A 15,848-nucleotide genomic window follows, 5' to 3' on the forward strand; every position below is an offset into this window, starting at 1 on the left:
CTAATATATATTAAAAAATAGAATTTCCAGGTAGGTATAAGTCTTATTAGGCTTCGATATTCGGATTCTTTTGCTAAAAGATACCTCCTATATTATTATTATTTAATCAATTGATCGCCAAAATTAGCTTTTATACTCGTAGGAAAATTTGTTTTAAAATCGATTTCTACTTTGGTTAAGCTTTCCACTAAAATTAAAAATGATATGTCAAAATTATATTCGTCCTATAGCCTGAGAGGTTTGGAATTGTCCAACAGAATTGTAGTATCACCAATGTGCCAATATAGTGCAGAAAATGGCTTGGCCAATGACTGGCATCTTGTACATCTAGGTTCGCGTGCGGTTGGAGATGCCGGCCTCGTTTTTACGGAAGCTGCGGCAGTTTCACCAGAGGGAAGGATCTCATCATCAGACCTAGGAATTTGGTCGGATGAACATATAGAACCTTTAAAACGAATAACAACTTTTATTAGAGGACAAAATGTATCATCAGGTATCCAGTTGGCCCATGCCGGTAGAAAGGCTAGCTGTCTACCTCCCTGGGAAGGTGGGCAGCAAATTAGCCCTTTAGCTGGAGGTTGGCAAACTGTTGCCCCGACGCCGATACCATTTTATGAGGATGACGTAACACCGATAGAATTGTCGATCGAAGAAATACAAGCCATCATACAATCATTCGTAAATGCTGCGAAAAGAGCAGTGACCGCTGGATTCGATATCATTGAAATACATGCTGCACATGGGTACCTCTTGAATCAATTTTTATCTCCCCTAACAAATAAAAGAAAGGATAAATATGGTGGTTCGTTTGAAAATCGCATGCGTCTATTGATCGAAGTAACTATAGGTATCCGCGCTGTAATACCGCAGGAAATGCCTCTTTTTGTACGCATATCCGCCGAAGAGTGGGCACCTGGAGGTCACACCATGGAGGAATCCTTGGAAGTTGCAAAGTTGTTAAAAACTAACGGAGTCGATTTAATAGATTGTTCCTCTGGAGCAGTGGTAAGGCAGCAAAATATCCCAGTTAAAGTAAACTATCAAGTTCCTTTTGCCGAAAGAATCAAGAAGGAGACTAACATCGCGACCGGTGCTGTAGGTTTAATTACGGATATCTTTCAGGCCGAGGATATTTTGGACAAAGATGAAGCCGATTTAATTTTTATCGGTAGGGAGATGTTACGAAATCCGTATTTAGCATTACTCGGAGCAGATCAAATGCATATCATACCTAATTGGCCTAAACAATATGAAAGAGGAAAACCTAGAAAATAATTATTAAAATCGAAAGAAATGAATAATAAGAAAAAAAATGTTTTGGTTGCCGGGGCTAATGGTACTACAGGAAGGATTATCATCGATATACTTCAAAAATCAAATACCTATATACCAGTTGCAATGGTTCGCAAACAAGAGCAAAAAGAGCGTTTTGAAAGTGAACATGTTACGACGGTACTAGCCGATATAGAAGAGGACTTGAGCCAAGTTGTCACTCAAATTGACAAAATCATTTTCGCCGCTGGGTCAAAAGGCAAAAACGTAGTTGGTGTAGACCAAGAGGGAGCTAAACGATTAACCGATGCTGCAAAACAAGCCGGAATCGAAAAATTCGTTATGTTAAGTTCAATGGGAGCCGATAATTCGTCACAAAATAAAGAGATTGAAGCCTATTTGAAAGCAAAACAAAACGCCGATGAGCATTTGCGTGCAAGTGGTTTGGAATATTCTATCGTTAGACCAGGGCAATTGACAAATGAAGATGGCAAGGGTAGAATCGAGCTCGGTTCCAAATTAAAAAAAAGCGGTAGCATTTCAAGAGCTGATGTAGCAAAAACCTTAGTTGAAGTTTTGGATAACGACGTTATGCAAAATCAAACTTTTGAGCTTTTGGAAGGTGAAACTTCTATTGAAAATGCAGTTCGATTAAATTAAGGATATACTAATGACACTTAGATTAGCCTCTATGTTTTAATACATTAAACCAAGAAAAGAATATCAAATTGATTGTAACCAATAGGATAGATTACAACAAGTCATTCTTCAACAATCTAAGCGAGTTAAAGGTTAATCTTTCCAAGCCTTGTTAATAAAATTTTAGAAAAGGAATTTAATTTTTAATGAAGCTAAACTCCAACTCCAAGGAATGCGATAATAATAAATGTGAACCAAGTTAAATGCGTATTCACTAATTAAAAATATGAAATTTTCTAAGACCATAAAATATTTTCCGTTTTATATGCTTTCGGTGTTGCCTATGCAAATACTGTATTTTTTATCCAATTGTGTTTACTATTTTATATACTATATGATACAATATCGAATAAAAGTGGTCCTCGACAATCTTCGTAAAGCATTTCCTGAAAAAAGTGAAGAAGAAATTAAAGATATTTCCAAACGATTCTATCGTCATTTTTGTGATATCATTTTTGAATCCATTAAAACATTGACGATATCTAAGGAAGAAGCTAAAAACAGATTAAGTCTCAATAATCCTGAAATTATTGAGGATTTATTAGAAAATGGTAGAAATATTCTATTGTACGCAGCCCATCAAGGGAATTGGGAGTTGCTTGTATATTTACCTTTGATGTTGACTTATCCTTCAAATACATTCTACCGTCCCCTAAACAATAGTTATTTCAATGGGCTTGTTCTTCTAATACGAGAGCGGTTCGGTGTACGATGTGTTGAGGAGTTCAAAGGATATCGGACAATAATTGCACAAAACAATAATCCAGTGCCAGTAATGAATTGTATCATTGGTGATCAAAGCCCAAGAAGGAAAAGTGCCATCCACTGGTGTAATTTTTTGAATAGGAAAACAGCTTTCTACCTTGGAGCTAACATCATTTCAAAGAAAACTAATGATGTTGTTCTCTTTCCTAGATTCAATAAAATTAAAAGAGGACATTATCAACTCTATTTTGAAATGATCGAGGAATTTCCATCACATTCGGAAGGGTATAACATTGTAGTTGAATATGCGAGATGTTTAGAAAACACCATTACCCAATCCCCGGAAATGTGGCTTTGGAGTCATAGGAGATGGAAGCTAAGTGAGGCTTAAAGGGAGGATAAAACCCTTATTAAATAATATTGCCATTAGATTAGAAGAAAGTCCAATGGTAAAGAAACAATGTCAACAAACTCATTAAACTTTAAAACTTAGACGAAATGGAAAAAATAATTTGGATTGTAATGGCGTTCATTGCGGGATCATTTCTCCCCATACAATCTGGTATGAATAACAAACTGGCTAAAGCGGGTGGTAGCCCTGTCCATGCCTCAATGATATCATTTGCCATTGGTTTATTGGCATTGGTAATCTATATTATTTTAACTTCTCAAAATGTATCTTGGAGAGGAATAAAAGACGCCCCAACTTATGCTTGGATAGGCGGAATATTGGGAGCTTTTTATGTTACAATTATTGTACTAGCCTTTCCTAAGATAGGACCTGGTTTAACATTTGGGTTAGTAGTTTCCGGACAGTTGCTTATATCCATGTTGATGGAACACTTTCAAATAATGGGAGCCCAACAAATATCAATCAGTATTGGCAGAATTATGGGCATACTATTAATCATTGTGGGAGTAATAATTATGAAGAATTTTTGAGATGACATTTCCTCTGACAAATTATAAAAACAATAGGAGAGAAAGTTTATATTCAATGTTTGAAGATTGTTAAAGCCTTCTTTAAGTTATTTAGTTGTGGATTAACTCAAGATAAATTAATTTAATAAGAATGAATAATCAATTCAAAAAGATACATCAAGTTATTTCAAGTTACATTGAAATTAATAATGAAGAATGGATTTCCTATTCTTCAAAATTTCGGGTAAAAGAAATCAGAAAAAGGGAAATAATCCTTAGCCAAGGAGATATTTGCCGTGATGTATTTTTTGTGGTTAATGGGCTGTTAAGGGTTTTTTTTGTGGATAACGATGGAGAAGAAAAGACTTTTTATTTCTCATTTGAAAATACGTTCTCCACCGATTATGAAAGTTTTCTAAAGAAAATTCCGTCAAGCTATTCTATTCAAGCATTGGAAGATACAACTGTCGTTTTAATGTCGTTTGAAATGTTGCACGATGGTTATAAAATTCTTAGCAACGGAGAGAAACTTGGCAGGTTACTTGCCGAAGAGTATTTCTTTATTTTCAATGATAAGGTTCAAGCTATTTACACCCAAAGCCCAATTGTGAGGTATAACAATCTCACTAGAAAGTTTCCGAATATTCTACAACGGATTCCCCAGCACTACATTGCATCTTATCTTAATATTAGTTCTGTACATCTCAGCAGATTAAAAAATTCTCAATAGTAAAATAAAACTGATAACATATGTTATCGTCATTGGACTATTAGCCCTTTAACTTTGTCTTTGTAATAATCAAACTTTATAGAGATGAAAAAAATGGAAGATAAAACAGTTTTAATTACAGGAGGAGCATCTGGAATTGGCAGAATAATGGTTCGTTTACTATTAGAACGAAAAGCCAAAGTTATCATCTGGGATATTAATCAAGAGAGTATTGATGACACATTATCGGAATTCTCGGACAAAGGAAAGGTTTATGGCTACAATGTAGATGTCTCCAATGTTGAACAAATACAAGAAACAGCTAAAAAAGTTAAGCAGGAAATAGGTGTAGTTGACGTCCTAATCAATAACGCGGGAATAATAGTTGGTAAATATTTCAGCGAGCATACGGTATCCGATATTTCAAAAACAATGGAAATTAATGCAAATGCACCAATGTTTGTCACAATGGAATTTCTTAACGATATGTTGAATCAAAACTCAGGACATATTTGCAATATTGCTTCGTCCGGTGGAATAGTTTCAAACCCTAAAATGTCTGTTTACGCAGCAAGCAAATGGTCACTCATCGGTTGGTCTGATAGTTTACGTTTGGAGATGAAACAAATGGATAAAAAAGTGAATGTTACCACAATAATGCCTTACTACATCAATACAGGAATGTTTGATGGTGTAAAATCCAAAATTCCAATCCTTGAACCTGAAGCAACAGCATTAACCATTGTTAAAGCGATTGAGAAGAATAAAAAAATGATAAGTATCCCAGGCTATATCTACAGATTTACACGTTTCGGTCAAGCAGTAATGTCGATAAATGTTTTTGATTGGTTCGCAGGGGATGTTCTCGGAATCTACAAAACAATGGAGCATTTCACAGGTCGTAAAAAGCAGTAACATTAGAGAAAGCATAAAAAATGGAAGAAACATCAAGAGATATTATTGTTCAGCATATTGAAAGTCAAAGAGATTTTTTCTCAACCAACAAGACAAAAGATATTAATTTCAGGCTAGAGCAACTTCGTAAACTCAAAAAGGCAATTCAAAAAAATCAAAAGAAACTTGAAGATGCTTTATGGGAAGATTTACATAAATCGCCTGAAGAATCTTACTTAACTGAAATTAGTATTGTTACGGGCGAAATTGATAATCATATTAAACATTTAAAGGAGTGGGCAAAACCTAAAAGAGTTTCAACACCTATACATTTATGGCCTTCTTCAAGTAAAGTAATTTATGAACCACTTGGATTGTCCCTTATTGTAGCACCTTGGAATTATCCTTTTCAGTTATTAATTAATTCCCTGATTGGTTCAATTTCGGCCGGTGGTTGTAGTATTCTAAAACCATCGCCAGATGCACCGAAAATTGCTAAAGCGATGCAGGAAATGATCGAAGAAACTTTTGAGTCGAATTATATTGCAGTTGTTCAAGGCGGTAGAGAAACAAATACAATCCTGTTTAATGAACGCTTTGATATTATTTTCTTTACTGGTAGTTCAAAAGTAGGGAAAGTCGTAATGAAAGCAGCAGCAGAACACTTAACACCAGTTGTATTGGAATTAGGAGGCAAAAGCCCTTGTATTGTTGATTCAGATGCAAACATTGATGTTGCAGCAAAGCGTATTGCTTGGGGCAAATTGATAAATGCAGGTCAAACTTGTATTGCACCAGATTACCTTTTTGCTCATCATTCTATTAAAGATGAGTTATTGGATAAAATTGCCAAGAATATTAAAGAAATGTATGGCAATGATATTAAAGAAAGTCGATTCTATCCCCGTATTGTAAATCAACGAGCAATGGATCGCTTAGAAAAGTTAATGAATCAGGGAGAAATACACACAGGTGGAGAGGTCGACGAAAAAGAAAAATTTATTGCACCTACAATTATTGATAATGTGAATCCTGATTTTTTGATTATGCAAGAAGAAATATTTGGCCCTATTTTACCAGTAATGACTTTCGAGTATATTGACGAAACTATCGAATACATAAATAAAAATGAAAAGCCTTTAGCCTTCTACTATTTTGGTAAAAACAGAAAAGCAAAAGAGGTTTTGGCAAAAACCACTTCTGGTGGAGCCTGTGTTAACGATACCCTGATGCACATTACAAACCACAATTTACCTTTTGGTGGAGTTGGGAACAGTGGACTGGGAAAATATCACGGACGAGAAAGTTTTTTAGCTTTTAGCAATAGAAGAGCAATTGTAACCACACCCACTTGGATTGATTTACCTTTGAAATATGCCCCTTTTAAGTATTTCAAATTGATTAAAAGAATAGTCTGATTATAAACAAACTACGGCTGCCAATATTATATAATAATAATAATAATAGCCTATATAGTAGTAAATTCATAGATTGTAGCCTGCTTCAACTTTTAACTTGCTTGACATATTTGCTTCGCAATCGAATACTGTGTTAACTATCAGGCTGTTAAAAAGCCTTCAATTGTTTTCTTTCGGTGGTTCAATCCCCAATCGGCAATATTTAGAGTAAGATGTTTTAGCGTCTCGCCGTATTGGGTAAGTTGATATTGCACTGTGATGGGCCGCGTATCTAAAACCTCTCTGGTAATGAGCTGATTCAACTCAAGCTCTTTGAGTTCTCTGCTGAGCATTTTTCCCGAAATGCCCTCTACTTCTCTCAATAGTTCCGAGTAACGCATGGGCTGAAACGTTAAGCAGGAAATAATAGATATTTTCCATTTGCCACCGATTACATCTAGTGCATCATGTATTGCTCTGATATTATGTTTGCATACATTATTGATCCCTTTTGTTCTTATCTTTTTCTTTTCCATGCCTTCAATTCATTGATAGTTACTCGAACGTCACTATTACTTTTTGTCACAAAGGTACAAATTGTCACTTTTGTGATATAACTTTGTAGTATAAAATTTAGAAAAATGGATTTAATACAAGATTTGAACTGGAGATATGCTACCAAAAGCTATAGCAACGAAAAAGTAAGTGAAGAAAAAATAGATTTTATTTTAGAAGCTATCAATCTATCGGCTTCTTCATGTGGATTACAGCCTTACCGTATATTTGCTATAGACAATACTCAATTGAAAGCGAAGCTGGGAGCTAATTCTTTTAATAAACAAATAGCTCAATCATCACACTTACTGGTATTTGCGGCGTTCAATAAAGTAACAACCAAGCATGTGCAAAACTTGGTAAAATTAACTGCAGAAAAACAAGGCGTTACAGTAGAATCTTTGGACGGGTTATTCACTACGATGGACTCATATTTTAAAAGCAAAAGTGATGAGGAGAACAAACTTTGGGCAGAAAGACAAAGCTATATTGCATTAGGAACGGCATTAATTGCAGCAGCGAATGCCAAAGCAGATGCGACGCCCATGGAAGGTTTTGACCCACAATTGTTTGATGAATTATTAGGATTGAAAGAGAAAGATTTACATAGCATCGTGATTCTTTCTTTAGGATATCGTGACGAAACTAGTGATTACTTAGCCAAAACCCCAAAAGTGAGAATATCTGTTGAGGAAATGGTAACCAAAATTAGTTAAATATAAAACAGGCGAAGTTTAATGGAAAGCTTCGCCTGTTTTAATTAAGTACTTAAAGACCGAAAGTCAATATGAAGAAACCAGATAGTCTATACGGATACTTTGTTGGTAAAAAAACGAAATATTAAAAAAGCAGGGTCCAGGCAAATTATTTTCTGCCATTCGCTGTTATCGTGATTTATCTTTTACTTCAATCATTTACCTAATGCTTCTTTCCATGTTTTTACTATAAATTTCTCTTCTTCAGTCTACACCCAAACCACAATTCCATCATGTCTGATAAGAACACTTTTTACGGGTACCACTTCTCCAATGGCTGGTGAGTTCCATAAATCATTAATTACTCTGACCTTGGGAGTTGCATTAATTATTTCAATGTTCTTCAGATAAGTTTTTAGAACTACTATATCGTTTTTATCGTCAAAGTTCAGGAACAAGAAAGGGGCATTGTGCATCAATGAAAACAAATTTTTTTCTATATCATTTATTAATAAATTTATATTAGGCATTCTTTGTCCTACTATTGGGTGAAATCTTTAAGCCCAATCATATTGGATACCCAAAGCACTTAATATTCTGGATAAATGAAGTGTAACTTCGGGAACTTGTAACATCTCGCCAACAACTGCTCTAAGAGCTTCTATTTGTGTGCCAGGTTTGATAAGTGCAGTTTGTACTCTATAAATGGCAGATTCATTGCAGAAGCACATTATAATCAAACAATTGTTTCTTTGACCAAAAATGACGCAATGGATACAAAGGATAAATCATTCATACACACTATAAAAATAGAAGGTACTGATAAAGTTTGTGCAACTACTAAATCAACTTGGAAGAAAATAGAAACACAAACACACAACAACAACAATATATAAACGGGATTAAAACGACCGTCAATATTAACTGTTAGCTGTAATGGAAAAAAAACTTCGTGCCAACCGACAAACTAAAGTCAATTATCCGATTTGGCTGATATAAAGATAGATTTGACTACATAAATATCTTGTTTCTCTTTGACCTTTGTACTTCACAAATCAAATAGAAAATGAAAAATATATTAGTTACTGGAGCAACAGGAATTTTAGGTACTGCTTTTATAAAAAGCTTACTCAAACAAATGCTTCCATCTCAAATTTCCGTGATAACTCGAAAAGAGGGCAAACGTGCGGAATTAGAGAAACAAGGGTTCTGCGCCTATTTAGGAGATTACAACGACACCACAGCACTTGAAAAGGCAATGAATGGAATAGATACTGTGTTATTGATTTCTTCAGGCGACCAAGGCGACAGAATTCAAGAACATAAGAATGTTGTTGATTCTGCAAAAAAAATGAAGGTAAAAAACATTGCATACACCAGTCGTTCTTTAACCAACAGAGCTACGCTATCAAACAAGTTGATGGAAGAGCATTTTCTCACAGAAGACTACATTAAACAAAGTGGCTTAAACTACATCATTTTTCAGAACGCCCTCTATATGGACACTATCCCTCTTTTTATCGGAAAAGAGGTTTTTCAAAACGGGATTTCTTTACCAGCTGGTAATGGTAAGGTAGCTTTTGCATTACGAAATGAACAAGCAGAAGCAATGGCAAATGTTATGACAAACCAACCATTTCAAAACCATACCTACAAATTCACAGGCAATGAAACCTATTCATTCTCTGATGTTGCCAAAGTCTTAACTGAACTTTCTGGCAAAGAAGTAGCGTACACCTCTGTCGAAGTAGCCGATTTTAAGAAAGATATGGTGCAAAAAAGTTTACACGAGCCAATGATTCAAAAAATAATCGGCTTTAACCTCGATATCAAAAACGGACAAGAAGCTACGGTTACAAGTGAATTGGAAAATGCGCTTGGACGCAAGCCAACAGCTCTTAAAGAAGGATTAAAACAATTATTCAACCTATAAAAATTTTAAAAAATGAAAATCACACTTACAGGCTCGTTGGGTCACATTGGAAAACCACTAACCCAAGAATTAGTACAAAAAGGACATTCAGTTACGGTTATAAGCAGTAATTCTGAAAAACAAAAAGACATTGAAGCTATGGGAGCTATTGCAGCAATTGGCTCTTTAGAGGATTTAGATTTTATGACTTCGGCATTTACAGGTGCTGATGCTGTATACTCTATGGTTCCACCTGCTAACTATTTTGACCAGACCCTTGATTTATTAGGCTACTATCGTAGACTAGGAGCTAATTACGCACAAGCAATTAAACAAACAGGAGTAAAAAAAGTTGTTAATTTAAGTACTATCGGAGGGCATTTGGATAAAGGAAATGGAATACTTCGAGGCGCTCATCACGTTGAGAATTTTCTAAACGAGTTATCTTCAGATGTTATAATTACACACATTCGCCCAACTGAATTTTATTACAATTTATTACCTCAAGCTCATACGGCAAAAGAAAACGGATTTATTGCATCTAATATTGGTGGAGACGTTGTAAACGCGTGGGTATCGCCATTAGATATTGCAAGTGCGATTGCGGAAGAAATCACATCGTCACTTACAGAAAGAAGAATACGCTATGTAGTTAGTGAAGAACTCACTTACAATGAATTGGCGGTTATTTTAGGTAAAGCAACAGATAACCCAGATTTGAAATGGTTAACAATTACCGATGAACAAATGCAAAATGGTTTAGAAACTGCGGGAATGCAACCAAAAATTGCAGTCGGTTTAACAGAAATGTGTGCATCCATAAACAGCGGTTTACTTTACGAACATTACAACCTAAATAAACCAATGGAAATAGGTAAGGTCAAAATGAAAGATTTCGCAAAGGAATTTGCAAAAGTTTATAATGACCAAAACTAAAAGCTCTAAAAAACTAAAAAATGTCAAACAAAACAAAAATAGCCTTAGTAACTGGCGGAAGCCGTGGATTAGGAAAAAGTATGGCTTTAGAATTAGCAAAAAAAGGATTGGATGTGATACTAACCTATCACAGTAAACAAGAGGAAGCAGATAAAGTAGTTTCCGAAATCAAAGCAATGGGTAACAAAGCCACATCTTTACAATTAGATGTTACTTCATCAAATACTTTTGATAAATTCAAAGGCGACATAAAAGTGATTTTGAAATCAAAATTTAAAACTACTCACTTTGATTATTTAATTAATAATGCTGGTGTTGGAGTTTATGCACCTTATGATAAAATTACAGAAGCTCAATTGGAAAGTATGTACAAAATACACATAAATGCACCTTTCTTTCTTACTCAAAAATTAGCGTCATTACTCAATAATGGTGGTGGTATTGTAAATATTTCGTCAGGCTTAGCGAGGTTTACAATGTCTGGTCATTCTGCCTATGCAACAATGAAAGGTGGCATAGAAACGTTAACAAAATATCAAGCTGATTTTTTTGGAGAAAGAAAAATTAGAGTCAATGTAGTTGCACCAGGAGCGATAGAAACGGACTTTGGAGGTGGCGTTGTAAGAGATAATGAAGAATTAAATAATTATATTGCGTCAACAACCGCTCTTGGCAGAGTTGGTTTGCCAGACGATATTGGAAGCGTAGTTGCGTTTTTATGTACTGATGATGCTAAATGGGTAAATGCCCAACGCTTGGAAGTTTCTGGAGGCATAAATTTATAAACAAAAAAAATGTCAATACTTCATATAAAAAGCATAACAGAATACCATAGACTAATGGAGTTGCCCAAACCGCAACATCCATTAGTTAGTGTGATTAATTTTGAAGATATAAAACCAACGAACAGAGCGACCGTTTCAAGCATTACGTACGGATTTTATTCAATTGCGTTAAAACAAGTTTTCAATGGTAAAATGAAATACGGACAGCAAGAATACGATTTTGATGAAGGCGTTTTGGCATTCATTGCACCCAACCAAATTTTGAGAATTGATGTAGAGCAAGGTCGGCAATATAGCCATACAGGATGGTTACTTATTTTCCATCCCGATTTTATATGGAATACACCATTAGCAAACAAAATTAAGCAATACGACTATTTTGGCTACGAATTAAAGGAAGCGTTACACCTATCTGACAAGGAAGAAACTATGCTTACTGGAATTATGCAGAATATCAATCAAGAATATAATTCGAATATTGATAAATTTAGTCAAGATGTCATTATCTCTCAATTAGAGTTATTGCTTACCTATTCCGAACGTTTTTATCAAAGACAATTTATCACTCGAAAAAAATCTAATCACACCATACTTGAACAGTTTGAAAATCTTTTAAACGACTATTTTAAAAGCGAAGATTTAACAACCATAGGACTACCTACAGTTAAGAGCATTTCCAGTTCGTTAAACCTATCACCTAATTATTTGAGTAGATTGTTAAAAACATTGACTGGAAAAAGTACGCAGGAATTTATCCACGAAAAACTAATTCAATTGGCAAAAGAAAAACTATCGACAACTGAATTATCTGTCAATGAAATTGCCTACGGATTAGGATTTGAACATCCTCAATCATTCGGAAAATTATTCAAGAAAAAAACCGAAGTGACACCTTTGGAATTTAGGAAAGCATTTAACTAGCAAGTAATTTATAACCCACTACAATTAAAACAACATATATAAGATAATGAACGAACTAAGTAAAATAATAAAAGAATTAATAGGACTGACAGAAAGTGAATGGAAAGTTTTTTATAAACAATTAAAACGACAAGAGTATAAAGCCAAAACTTTATTAATTGAGGAAGGAAAAACAGCAGAGACTTTGTACTTTATTGAATCTGGACTATTTAGAACATTCAGAAATTTGGACGAAAAAGATATTACTACTTACTTCGCTTGTGATAATCAGTTTATAACGGTTTTTAACAGCTTTATAAATCAAACACCTTCTTCTGAAATTTTAGAAGTTATTGAAGATAGTATTGTATATGAGATACATTCTCATAACTTGATTCAACTATATAAAGAGTCTTCAAAATTTGAAAAATTTGGAAGAATTTTAGCCGAAAAAAACCACCTTTGTGCTTTAGAAAGAACTTTAACAATGCAAACAAAATCGGCAAAAAAAAAGTATTTAGATTTTTTAAAAAATTATAATAAAAAAATTGTAAATAGAGTTCCTCAATATCAAATTGCCAGCTTTCTAGGTATAGCTCCCGAATCACTTAGTCGAGTTAGAAAAGAAATTTTCATTTCATAACAAATGTCAAGATGTAAATATTGAAAGCGTTCGTTTCTTTGTGCTTTATAAATCGAAAAATAAACGCAATGAAAATATCAAAAAAAATAAAAATATCAATTGTTATAGTACTTGCATTAATTGCTTTGCTCATTATTAGTGTTTTGTATAATTCTCGGTCACTTAGTCCAGTAGCTTGGTCGCCACCCAAAATTCCGAAATTAGATGGAGTACTTGCAGAAAATGAGTTATTAAGTAGTACAAAACGGATTGATTTGGACGGTTGGTTTGGCCCAGAGGACATTGCAGTTGATAATCAAGGGAATTTGTATTGTGGAGTTCACATTTCTAAAACAGATTTCACGGATGGTAGAGTTTTAAAAATTGATACCTCAGGAAAAGTTTCTGTGTTTGCAAATTCAGAATCTTGGGTTACGGGATTACATTTTGACAGCAATCAAAATCTTATTGCTTGTGACTTAGAAAGAGGTTTAATAAGTATTGACCAAAATGGTACAATAAAAACTTTGGCAAGTGAAGATGAAAACGGCAACAAATTCTTAATACCTAATGATGTAGATATAGCTAATGATGGTATGATATATTTTACAAATACATCATCAAAATTAACTTTTAGTAACAAACATATCTGGAAATTATTAATGGAAGCGAAACCAGATGGTGGCTTTTACAGTTACGACCCAAAAACCAAACGTGTAAAAACACTAATAGATGGAACTTATTTTGGAAACGGAGTTGCAGTTTCTCAAAATGATGATTTTGTTTTAATGGTTGATTTAGCAAAATATAGAATACGAAGATATTGGCTTAAAGGTAACAAAAAGGGAACTACAGATGTATTTTTAGATAATTTACCAGGCTTTCCAAACGGAATCTCCAGAAGTGTAGATGGAGGTTTTTGGCTTGGGTTTTCTACTAAAAGAGATGAATCGTTAGATGAGATACATGCAAAACCTTTATTAAAAAAACTCGTTTACGGACTTCCGTCTTTTTTACAACCTAAGGCTGTACCTTATGGAATGTTGATGCATCTAGATAACAATGGGGGAATTATAAAAACATACTACGATACAACCGGAGAGTTTGTTGCAGAAGCCACCTCTGTTGAAGAACACAATGGTTATCTTTACCTCGGTGGAGATGTATCTGGCCATATTGGAAAATTTAAACTGGGAAAATAACTGTGGCTAGCCGTATATAATTAATTGCTTCTAGATTACTTACGGAAATCCTCACGGACTTTTCTATCTGTGCTTTTTTGTTAACTTTAGTGCTTAAAACTCGTAACTAGTCTTATAAACAAGACCTTTATATTTAATCACATAAAGAAGTTTAGACAGAAAGAAATGATAGAGGCAAACAAAGAATTCATTAAACGAGTAATTGAAAAAGATATTCCTGTTCATAAATTTTTAGGGCTAAAATTGTTAGTCATAGAGAAAGGGTTTGTAAAAGTTAGTGTTCCTTTTAGAGATGAAGTTGTTGGAGATATAAGAAAAAACAGATGGCACGGTGGAATTATTGCAACAATAATGGACTCTGTTGGTGGAATTGCAGGCGGAACTCATTTCAAATCTTTCGACGATAAATTGGCAACAATTGATTTAAGAATAGATTATCTAAAAGGAGCAGAAGCATCATCTATAATTGTAGAAGGTAAAATTGTTAGATTGGGAAATAGAATACTTGTGACCAAAATGAAAGCCTTCCAAAATGATGAATTAATTGCAGAAGGAAAAGGTGTATATAATTTTATACGAATTGATAGTTCATCGAAAAAAAAATGAACTTGAAAGAAATTTTGCAATTTTTAGAAAACAACAATCCAAATCTAAAAATCAACTTCGACTAGGAGGACTTCAAAGAGCCTTACCCTTACGGACATTCTATTTTGAGAGTTGAAGGAGAATTAATTGACACAAATTCTATTTCCCAACAACTTAAAGGGAAAGGATTTAAAAGTGAAATATTACAAGACAAAATTTGTTTTTAAAATTTAAGAATATGTCAGAATTTTGGGAAGAAAACTTTGTTGATAAGCAAGAAATATGGGGATTTGAACCAGCTAAATCTGCTGAACTAACAAAAAATTTATTTATAGAAAAGTCAATAAATAATATACTTATTCCTGGAATAGGTTATGGACGAAATGCACAGATTTTCAAAGAAAACGGAATTAACTTTACTGGAATTGAAATTTCCAAAACAGCTATTGCTTTAGCTCAAAAACATTATGCTACTAATATAAATATATTTCACGGTTCCGTAACTGAAATGCCTTTTGACAATAAAGAATATGACGGGATATTTTGCTATGCACTAATTCATTTACTTAACAAAGAAGAAAGAACAAAACTGATAAGTGATTGCTACTATCAGCACATTACCCTCCATTTTGCGAAAAGTTACATTTCGAGACCGCTGCAAAAGACTGTGCTTTCCGCTTCGTTTTTTTTGATTTCATTTTTTAGTACAATACAGTAATGATTTTAGGTGTTTTTTTCAGTTTTTCAATGGTTTGTCCAGTAATTCATAAGCTGCAGATTTTGGTATAGCTATGGTGTTTTTTGTTATTCTATGTAGTGCAACAGTTTCCGTATTACCTAACCTAATTAGGTTATTTGGGTTTAGAAAGGAAGCTCTTAATGTAATTGAACCTGTAGCAGTATTGAAGTGACCATCAACCATATCTATTTTTCCTTCCAAATTATAATCAGAGCCACCAGCTAGTATTAAGTACTTTTTCAATTTTTAGTTTTGCTTTTTCATTCAATATTTCCTGTGTTAATTAAACTTTTTGCTTCTTTACACTAATCAAATCAATT

At 34.0% G+C, this 15,848-nt stretch carries 19 protein-coding genes; 16 read left to right on the top strand and 3 right to left on the bottom strand.

Annotated features, from left to right (window positions below; genetic code table 11):
- The first annotated feature begins 204 nt into the window (after window positions 1-204).
- From ABJ955_RS07820 to ABJ955_RS07850, 7 genes are all read left to right on the top strand, one after another.
- Complete coding sequence (locus ABJ955_RS07820) at window positions 205-1,275, top strand: NADH:flavin oxidoreductase/NADH oxidase (protein ID WP_347374025.1); 1,071 nt, start codon at window positions 205-207, stop codon at window positions 1,273-1,275.
- Between the two features lie 18 nt (window positions 1,276-1,293).
- Complete coding sequence (locus ABJ955_RS07825) at window positions 1,294-1,932, top strand: SDR family oxidoreductase (protein ID WP_347374026.1); 639 nt, start codon at window positions 1,294-1,296, stop codon at window positions 1,930-1,932.
- 265 nt (window positions 1,933-2,197) lie between these two features.
- The gene (locus ABJ955_RS07830) at window positions 2,198-3,067 is read left to right on the top strand and encodes a lysophospholipid acyltransferase family protein (protein ID WP_347374027.1); all 870 of its coding nucleotides are present in this window, start codon (window positions 2,198-2,200) and stop codon (window positions 3,065-3,067) included.
- A 131-nt stretch (window positions 3,068-3,198) separates the two neighbouring features.
- Window positions 3,199-3,618 carry a DMT family transporter gene (locus ABJ955_RS07835; RefSeq protein WP_347374028.1) on the top strand — a complete coding sequence of 140 codons (420 nt, stop codon included), beginning with the start codon at window positions 3,199-3,201 and terminating at the stop codon, window positions 3,616-3,618.
- 130 nt (window positions 3,619-3,748) lie between these two features.
- Window positions 3,749-4,327: a Crp/Fnr family transcriptional regulator gene (locus ABJ955_RS07840; protein ID WP_347374029.1), complete on the top strand. Its 579-nt coding sequence runs from the start codon at window positions 3,749-3,751 to the stop codon at window positions 4,325-4,327.
- An 84-nt stretch (window positions 4,328-4,411) separates the two neighbouring features.
- On the top strand, window positions 4,412-5,221 hold the full coding sequence (locus tag ABJ955_RS07845) for an SDR family oxidoreductase (protein WP_347374030.1): 810 nt from the start codon (window positions 4,412-4,414) through the stop codon (window positions 5,219-5,221).
- 20 nt (window positions 5,222-5,241) lie between these two features.
- Window positions 5,242-6,618, top strand: coding sequence for an aldehyde dehydrogenase (locus ABJ955_RS07850; RefSeq protein WP_347374031.1), 1,377 nt, complete (start codon window positions 5,242-5,244; stop codon window positions 6,616-6,618).
- Between the two features lie 140 nt (window positions 6,619-6,758).
- On the opposite strand, the gene ABJ955_RS07855 is transcribed toward ABJ955_RS07850, so the two are convergent.
- Window positions 6,759-7,133, bottom strand: coding sequence for a helix-turn-helix domain-containing protein (locus tag ABJ955_RS07855; RefSeq protein WP_347374032.1), 375 nt, complete (start codon window positions 7,131-7,133; stop codon window positions 6,759-6,761).
- A 105-nt stretch (window positions 7,134-7,238) separates the two neighbouring features.
- On the opposite strand from ABJ955_RS07855, the gene ABJ955_RS07860 reads away from it, so the two are divergent.
- Window positions 7,239-7,868, top strand: a complete 630-nt coding sequence (locus ABJ955_RS07860; protein ID WP_347374033.1) for a nitroreductase family protein — start codon at window positions 7,239-7,241, stop codon at window positions 7,866-7,868.
- 536 nt (window positions 7,869-8,404) lie between these two features.
- Here the strand turns inward: ABJ955_RS07860 and ABJ955_RS07865 are convergent.
- Window positions 8,405-8,578, bottom strand: a complete 174-nt coding sequence (locus ABJ955_RS07865) for a hypothetical protein (RefSeq protein WP_347374034.1) — start codon at window positions 8,576-8,578, stop codon at window positions 8,405-8,407.
- 335 nt (window positions 8,579-8,913) lie between these two features.
- On the opposite strand from ABJ955_RS07865, the gene ABJ955_RS07870 reads away from it, so the two are divergent.
- From ABJ955_RS07870 to ABJ955_RS07905, 8 genes are all read left to right on the top strand, one after another.
- Window positions 8,914-9,780 (top strand): SDR family oxidoreductase, encoded by an 867-nt coding sequence (locus ABJ955_RS07870; RefSeq protein WP_347374035.1) that lies wholly within the window; start codon window positions 8,914-8,916, stop codon window positions 9,778-9,780.
- 12 nt (window positions 9,781-9,792) lie between these two features.
- Window positions 9,793-10,695 (top strand): NAD(P)H-binding protein, encoded by a 903-nt coding sequence (locus ABJ955_RS07875; RefSeq protein ID WP_347374036.1) that lies wholly within the window; start codon window positions 9,793-9,795, stop codon window positions 10,693-10,695.
- A 20-nt stretch (window positions 10,696-10,715) separates the two neighbouring features.
- Complete coding sequence (locus ABJ955_RS07880; protein ID WP_347374037.1) at window positions 10,716-11,480, top strand: SDR family oxidoreductase; 765 nt, start codon at window positions 10,716-10,718, stop codon at window positions 11,478-11,480.
- A 9-nt stretch (window positions 11,481-11,489) separates the two neighbouring features.
- On the top strand, window positions 11,490-12,401 hold the full coding sequence (locus ABJ955_RS07885; protein ID WP_347374038.1) for a helix-turn-helix transcriptional regulator: 912 nt from the start codon (window positions 11,490-11,492) through the stop codon (window positions 12,399-12,401).
- Window positions 12,402-12,447: 46 nt separating this feature from the next.
- Window positions 12,448-13,023 carry a Crp/Fnr family transcriptional regulator gene (locus ABJ955_RS07890; protein WP_347374039.1) on the top strand — a complete coding sequence of 192 codons (576 nt, stop codon included), beginning with the start codon at window positions 12,448-12,450 and terminating at the stop codon, window positions 13,021-13,023.
- A 68-nt stretch (window positions 13,024-13,091) separates the two neighbouring features.
- Entirely contained in the window at window positions 13,092-14,204 is a 1,113-nt protein-coding gene (locus tag ABJ955_RS07895) for an SMP-30/gluconolactonase/LRE family protein (protein ID WP_347374040.1), read from the top strand.
- 165 nt (window positions 14,205-14,369) lie between these two features.
- A complete protein-coding gene (locus tag ABJ955_RS07900; protein ID WP_347374041.1) occupies window positions 14,370-14,810 on the top strand; it encodes a hotdog fold thioesterase in 441 nt (146 codons plus the stop codon).
- 196 nt (window positions 14,811-15,006) lie between these two features.
- Window positions 15,007-15,507 carry a class I SAM-dependent methyltransferase gene (locus ABJ955_RS07905; protein ID WP_347374042.1) on the top strand — a complete coding sequence of 167 codons (501 nt, stop codon included), beginning with the start codon at window positions 15,007-15,009 and terminating at the stop codon, window positions 15,505-15,507.
- An 18-nt stretch (window positions 15,508-15,525) separates the two neighbouring features.
- On the opposite strand, the gene ABJ955_RS07910 is transcribed toward ABJ955_RS07905, so the two are convergent.
- Window positions 15,526-15,771, bottom strand: a complete 246-nt coding sequence (locus ABJ955_RS07910) for a hypothetical protein (protein WP_347374043.1) — start codon at window positions 15,769-15,771, stop codon at window positions 15,526-15,528.
- Window positions 15,772-15,848 lie beyond the last annotated feature (77 nt).

The sequence above is a fragment of the Aequorivita sp. Q41 genome, assembly GCF_039831855.1.
Taxonomy (GTDB): Bacteria; Bacteroidota; Bacteroidia; order Flavobacteriales; family Flavobacteriaceae; genus Aequorivita.

What these genes read in the sequence shown, in the direction of transcription:
- ABJ955_RS07820 (WP_347374025.1), top strand. Translation starts at nt 205, where the DNA reads ATGTCAAAATTATATTCGTCCTATAGCCTGAGAGGTTTGGAATTGTCC.
- ABJ955_RS07825 (WP_347374026.1), top strand. Translation starts at nt 1,294, where the DNA reads ATGAATAATAAGAAAAAAAATGTTTTGGTTGCCGGGGCTAATGGTACT.
- ABJ955_RS07830 (WP_347374027.1), top strand. Translation starts at nt 2,198, where the DNA reads ATGAAATTTTCTAAGACCATAAAATATTTTCCGTTTTATATGCTTTCG.
- ABJ955_RS07835 (WP_347374028.1), top strand. Translation starts at nt 3,199, where the DNA reads ATGGCGTTCATTGCGGGATCATTTCTCCCCATACAATCTGGTATGAAT.
- ABJ955_RS07840 (WP_347374029.1), top strand. Translation starts at nt 3,749, where the DNA reads ATGAATAATCAATTCAAAAAGATACATCAAGTTATTTCAAGTTACATT.
- ABJ955_RS07845 (WP_347374030.1), top strand. Translation starts at nt 4,412, where the DNA reads ATGAAAAAAATGGAAGATAAAACAGTTTTAATTACAGGAGGAGCATCT.
- ABJ955_RS07850 (WP_347374031.1), top strand. Translation starts at nt 5,242, where the DNA reads ATGGAAGAAACATCAAGAGATATTATTGTTCAGCATATTGAAAGTCAA.
- ABJ955_RS07855 (WP_347374032.1), bottom strand. Translation starts at nt 7,133, where the DNA reads ATGGAAAAGAAAAAGATAAGAACAAAAGGGATCAATAATGTATGCAAA.
- ABJ955_RS07860 (WP_347374033.1), top strand. Translation starts at nt 7,239, where the DNA reads ATGGATTTAATACAAGATTTGAACTGGAGATATGCTACCAAAAGCTAT.
- ABJ955_RS07865 (WP_347374034.1), bottom strand. Translation starts at nt 8,578, where the DNA reads ATGTGCTTCTGCAATGAATCTGCCATTTATAGAGTACAAACTGCACTT.
- ABJ955_RS07870 (WP_347374035.1), top strand. Translation starts at nt 8,914, where the DNA reads ATGAAAAATATATTAGTTACTGGAGCAACAGGAATTTTAGGTACTGCT.
- ABJ955_RS07875 (WP_347374036.1), top strand. Translation starts at nt 9,793, where the DNA reads ATGAAAATCACACTTACAGGCTCGTTGGGTCACATTGGAAAACCACTA.
- ABJ955_RS07880 (WP_347374037.1), top strand. Translation starts at nt 10,716, where the DNA reads ATGTCAAACAAAACAAAAATAGCCTTAGTAACTGGCGGAAGCCGTGGA.
- ABJ955_RS07885 (WP_347374038.1), top strand. Translation starts at nt 11,490, where the DNA reads ATGTCAATACTTCATATAAAAAGCATAACAGAATACCATAGACTAATG.
- ABJ955_RS07890 (WP_347374039.1), top strand. Translation starts at nt 12,448, where the DNA reads ATGAACGAACTAAGTAAAATAATAAAAGAATTAATAGGACTGACAGAA.
- ABJ955_RS07895 (WP_347374040.1), top strand. Translation starts at nt 13,092, where the DNA reads ATGAAAATATCAAAAAAAATAAAAATATCAATTGTTATAGTACTTGCA.
- ABJ955_RS07900 (WP_347374041.1), top strand. Translation starts at nt 14,370, where the DNA reads ATGATAGAGGCAAACAAAGAATTCATTAAACGAGTAATTGAAAAAGAT.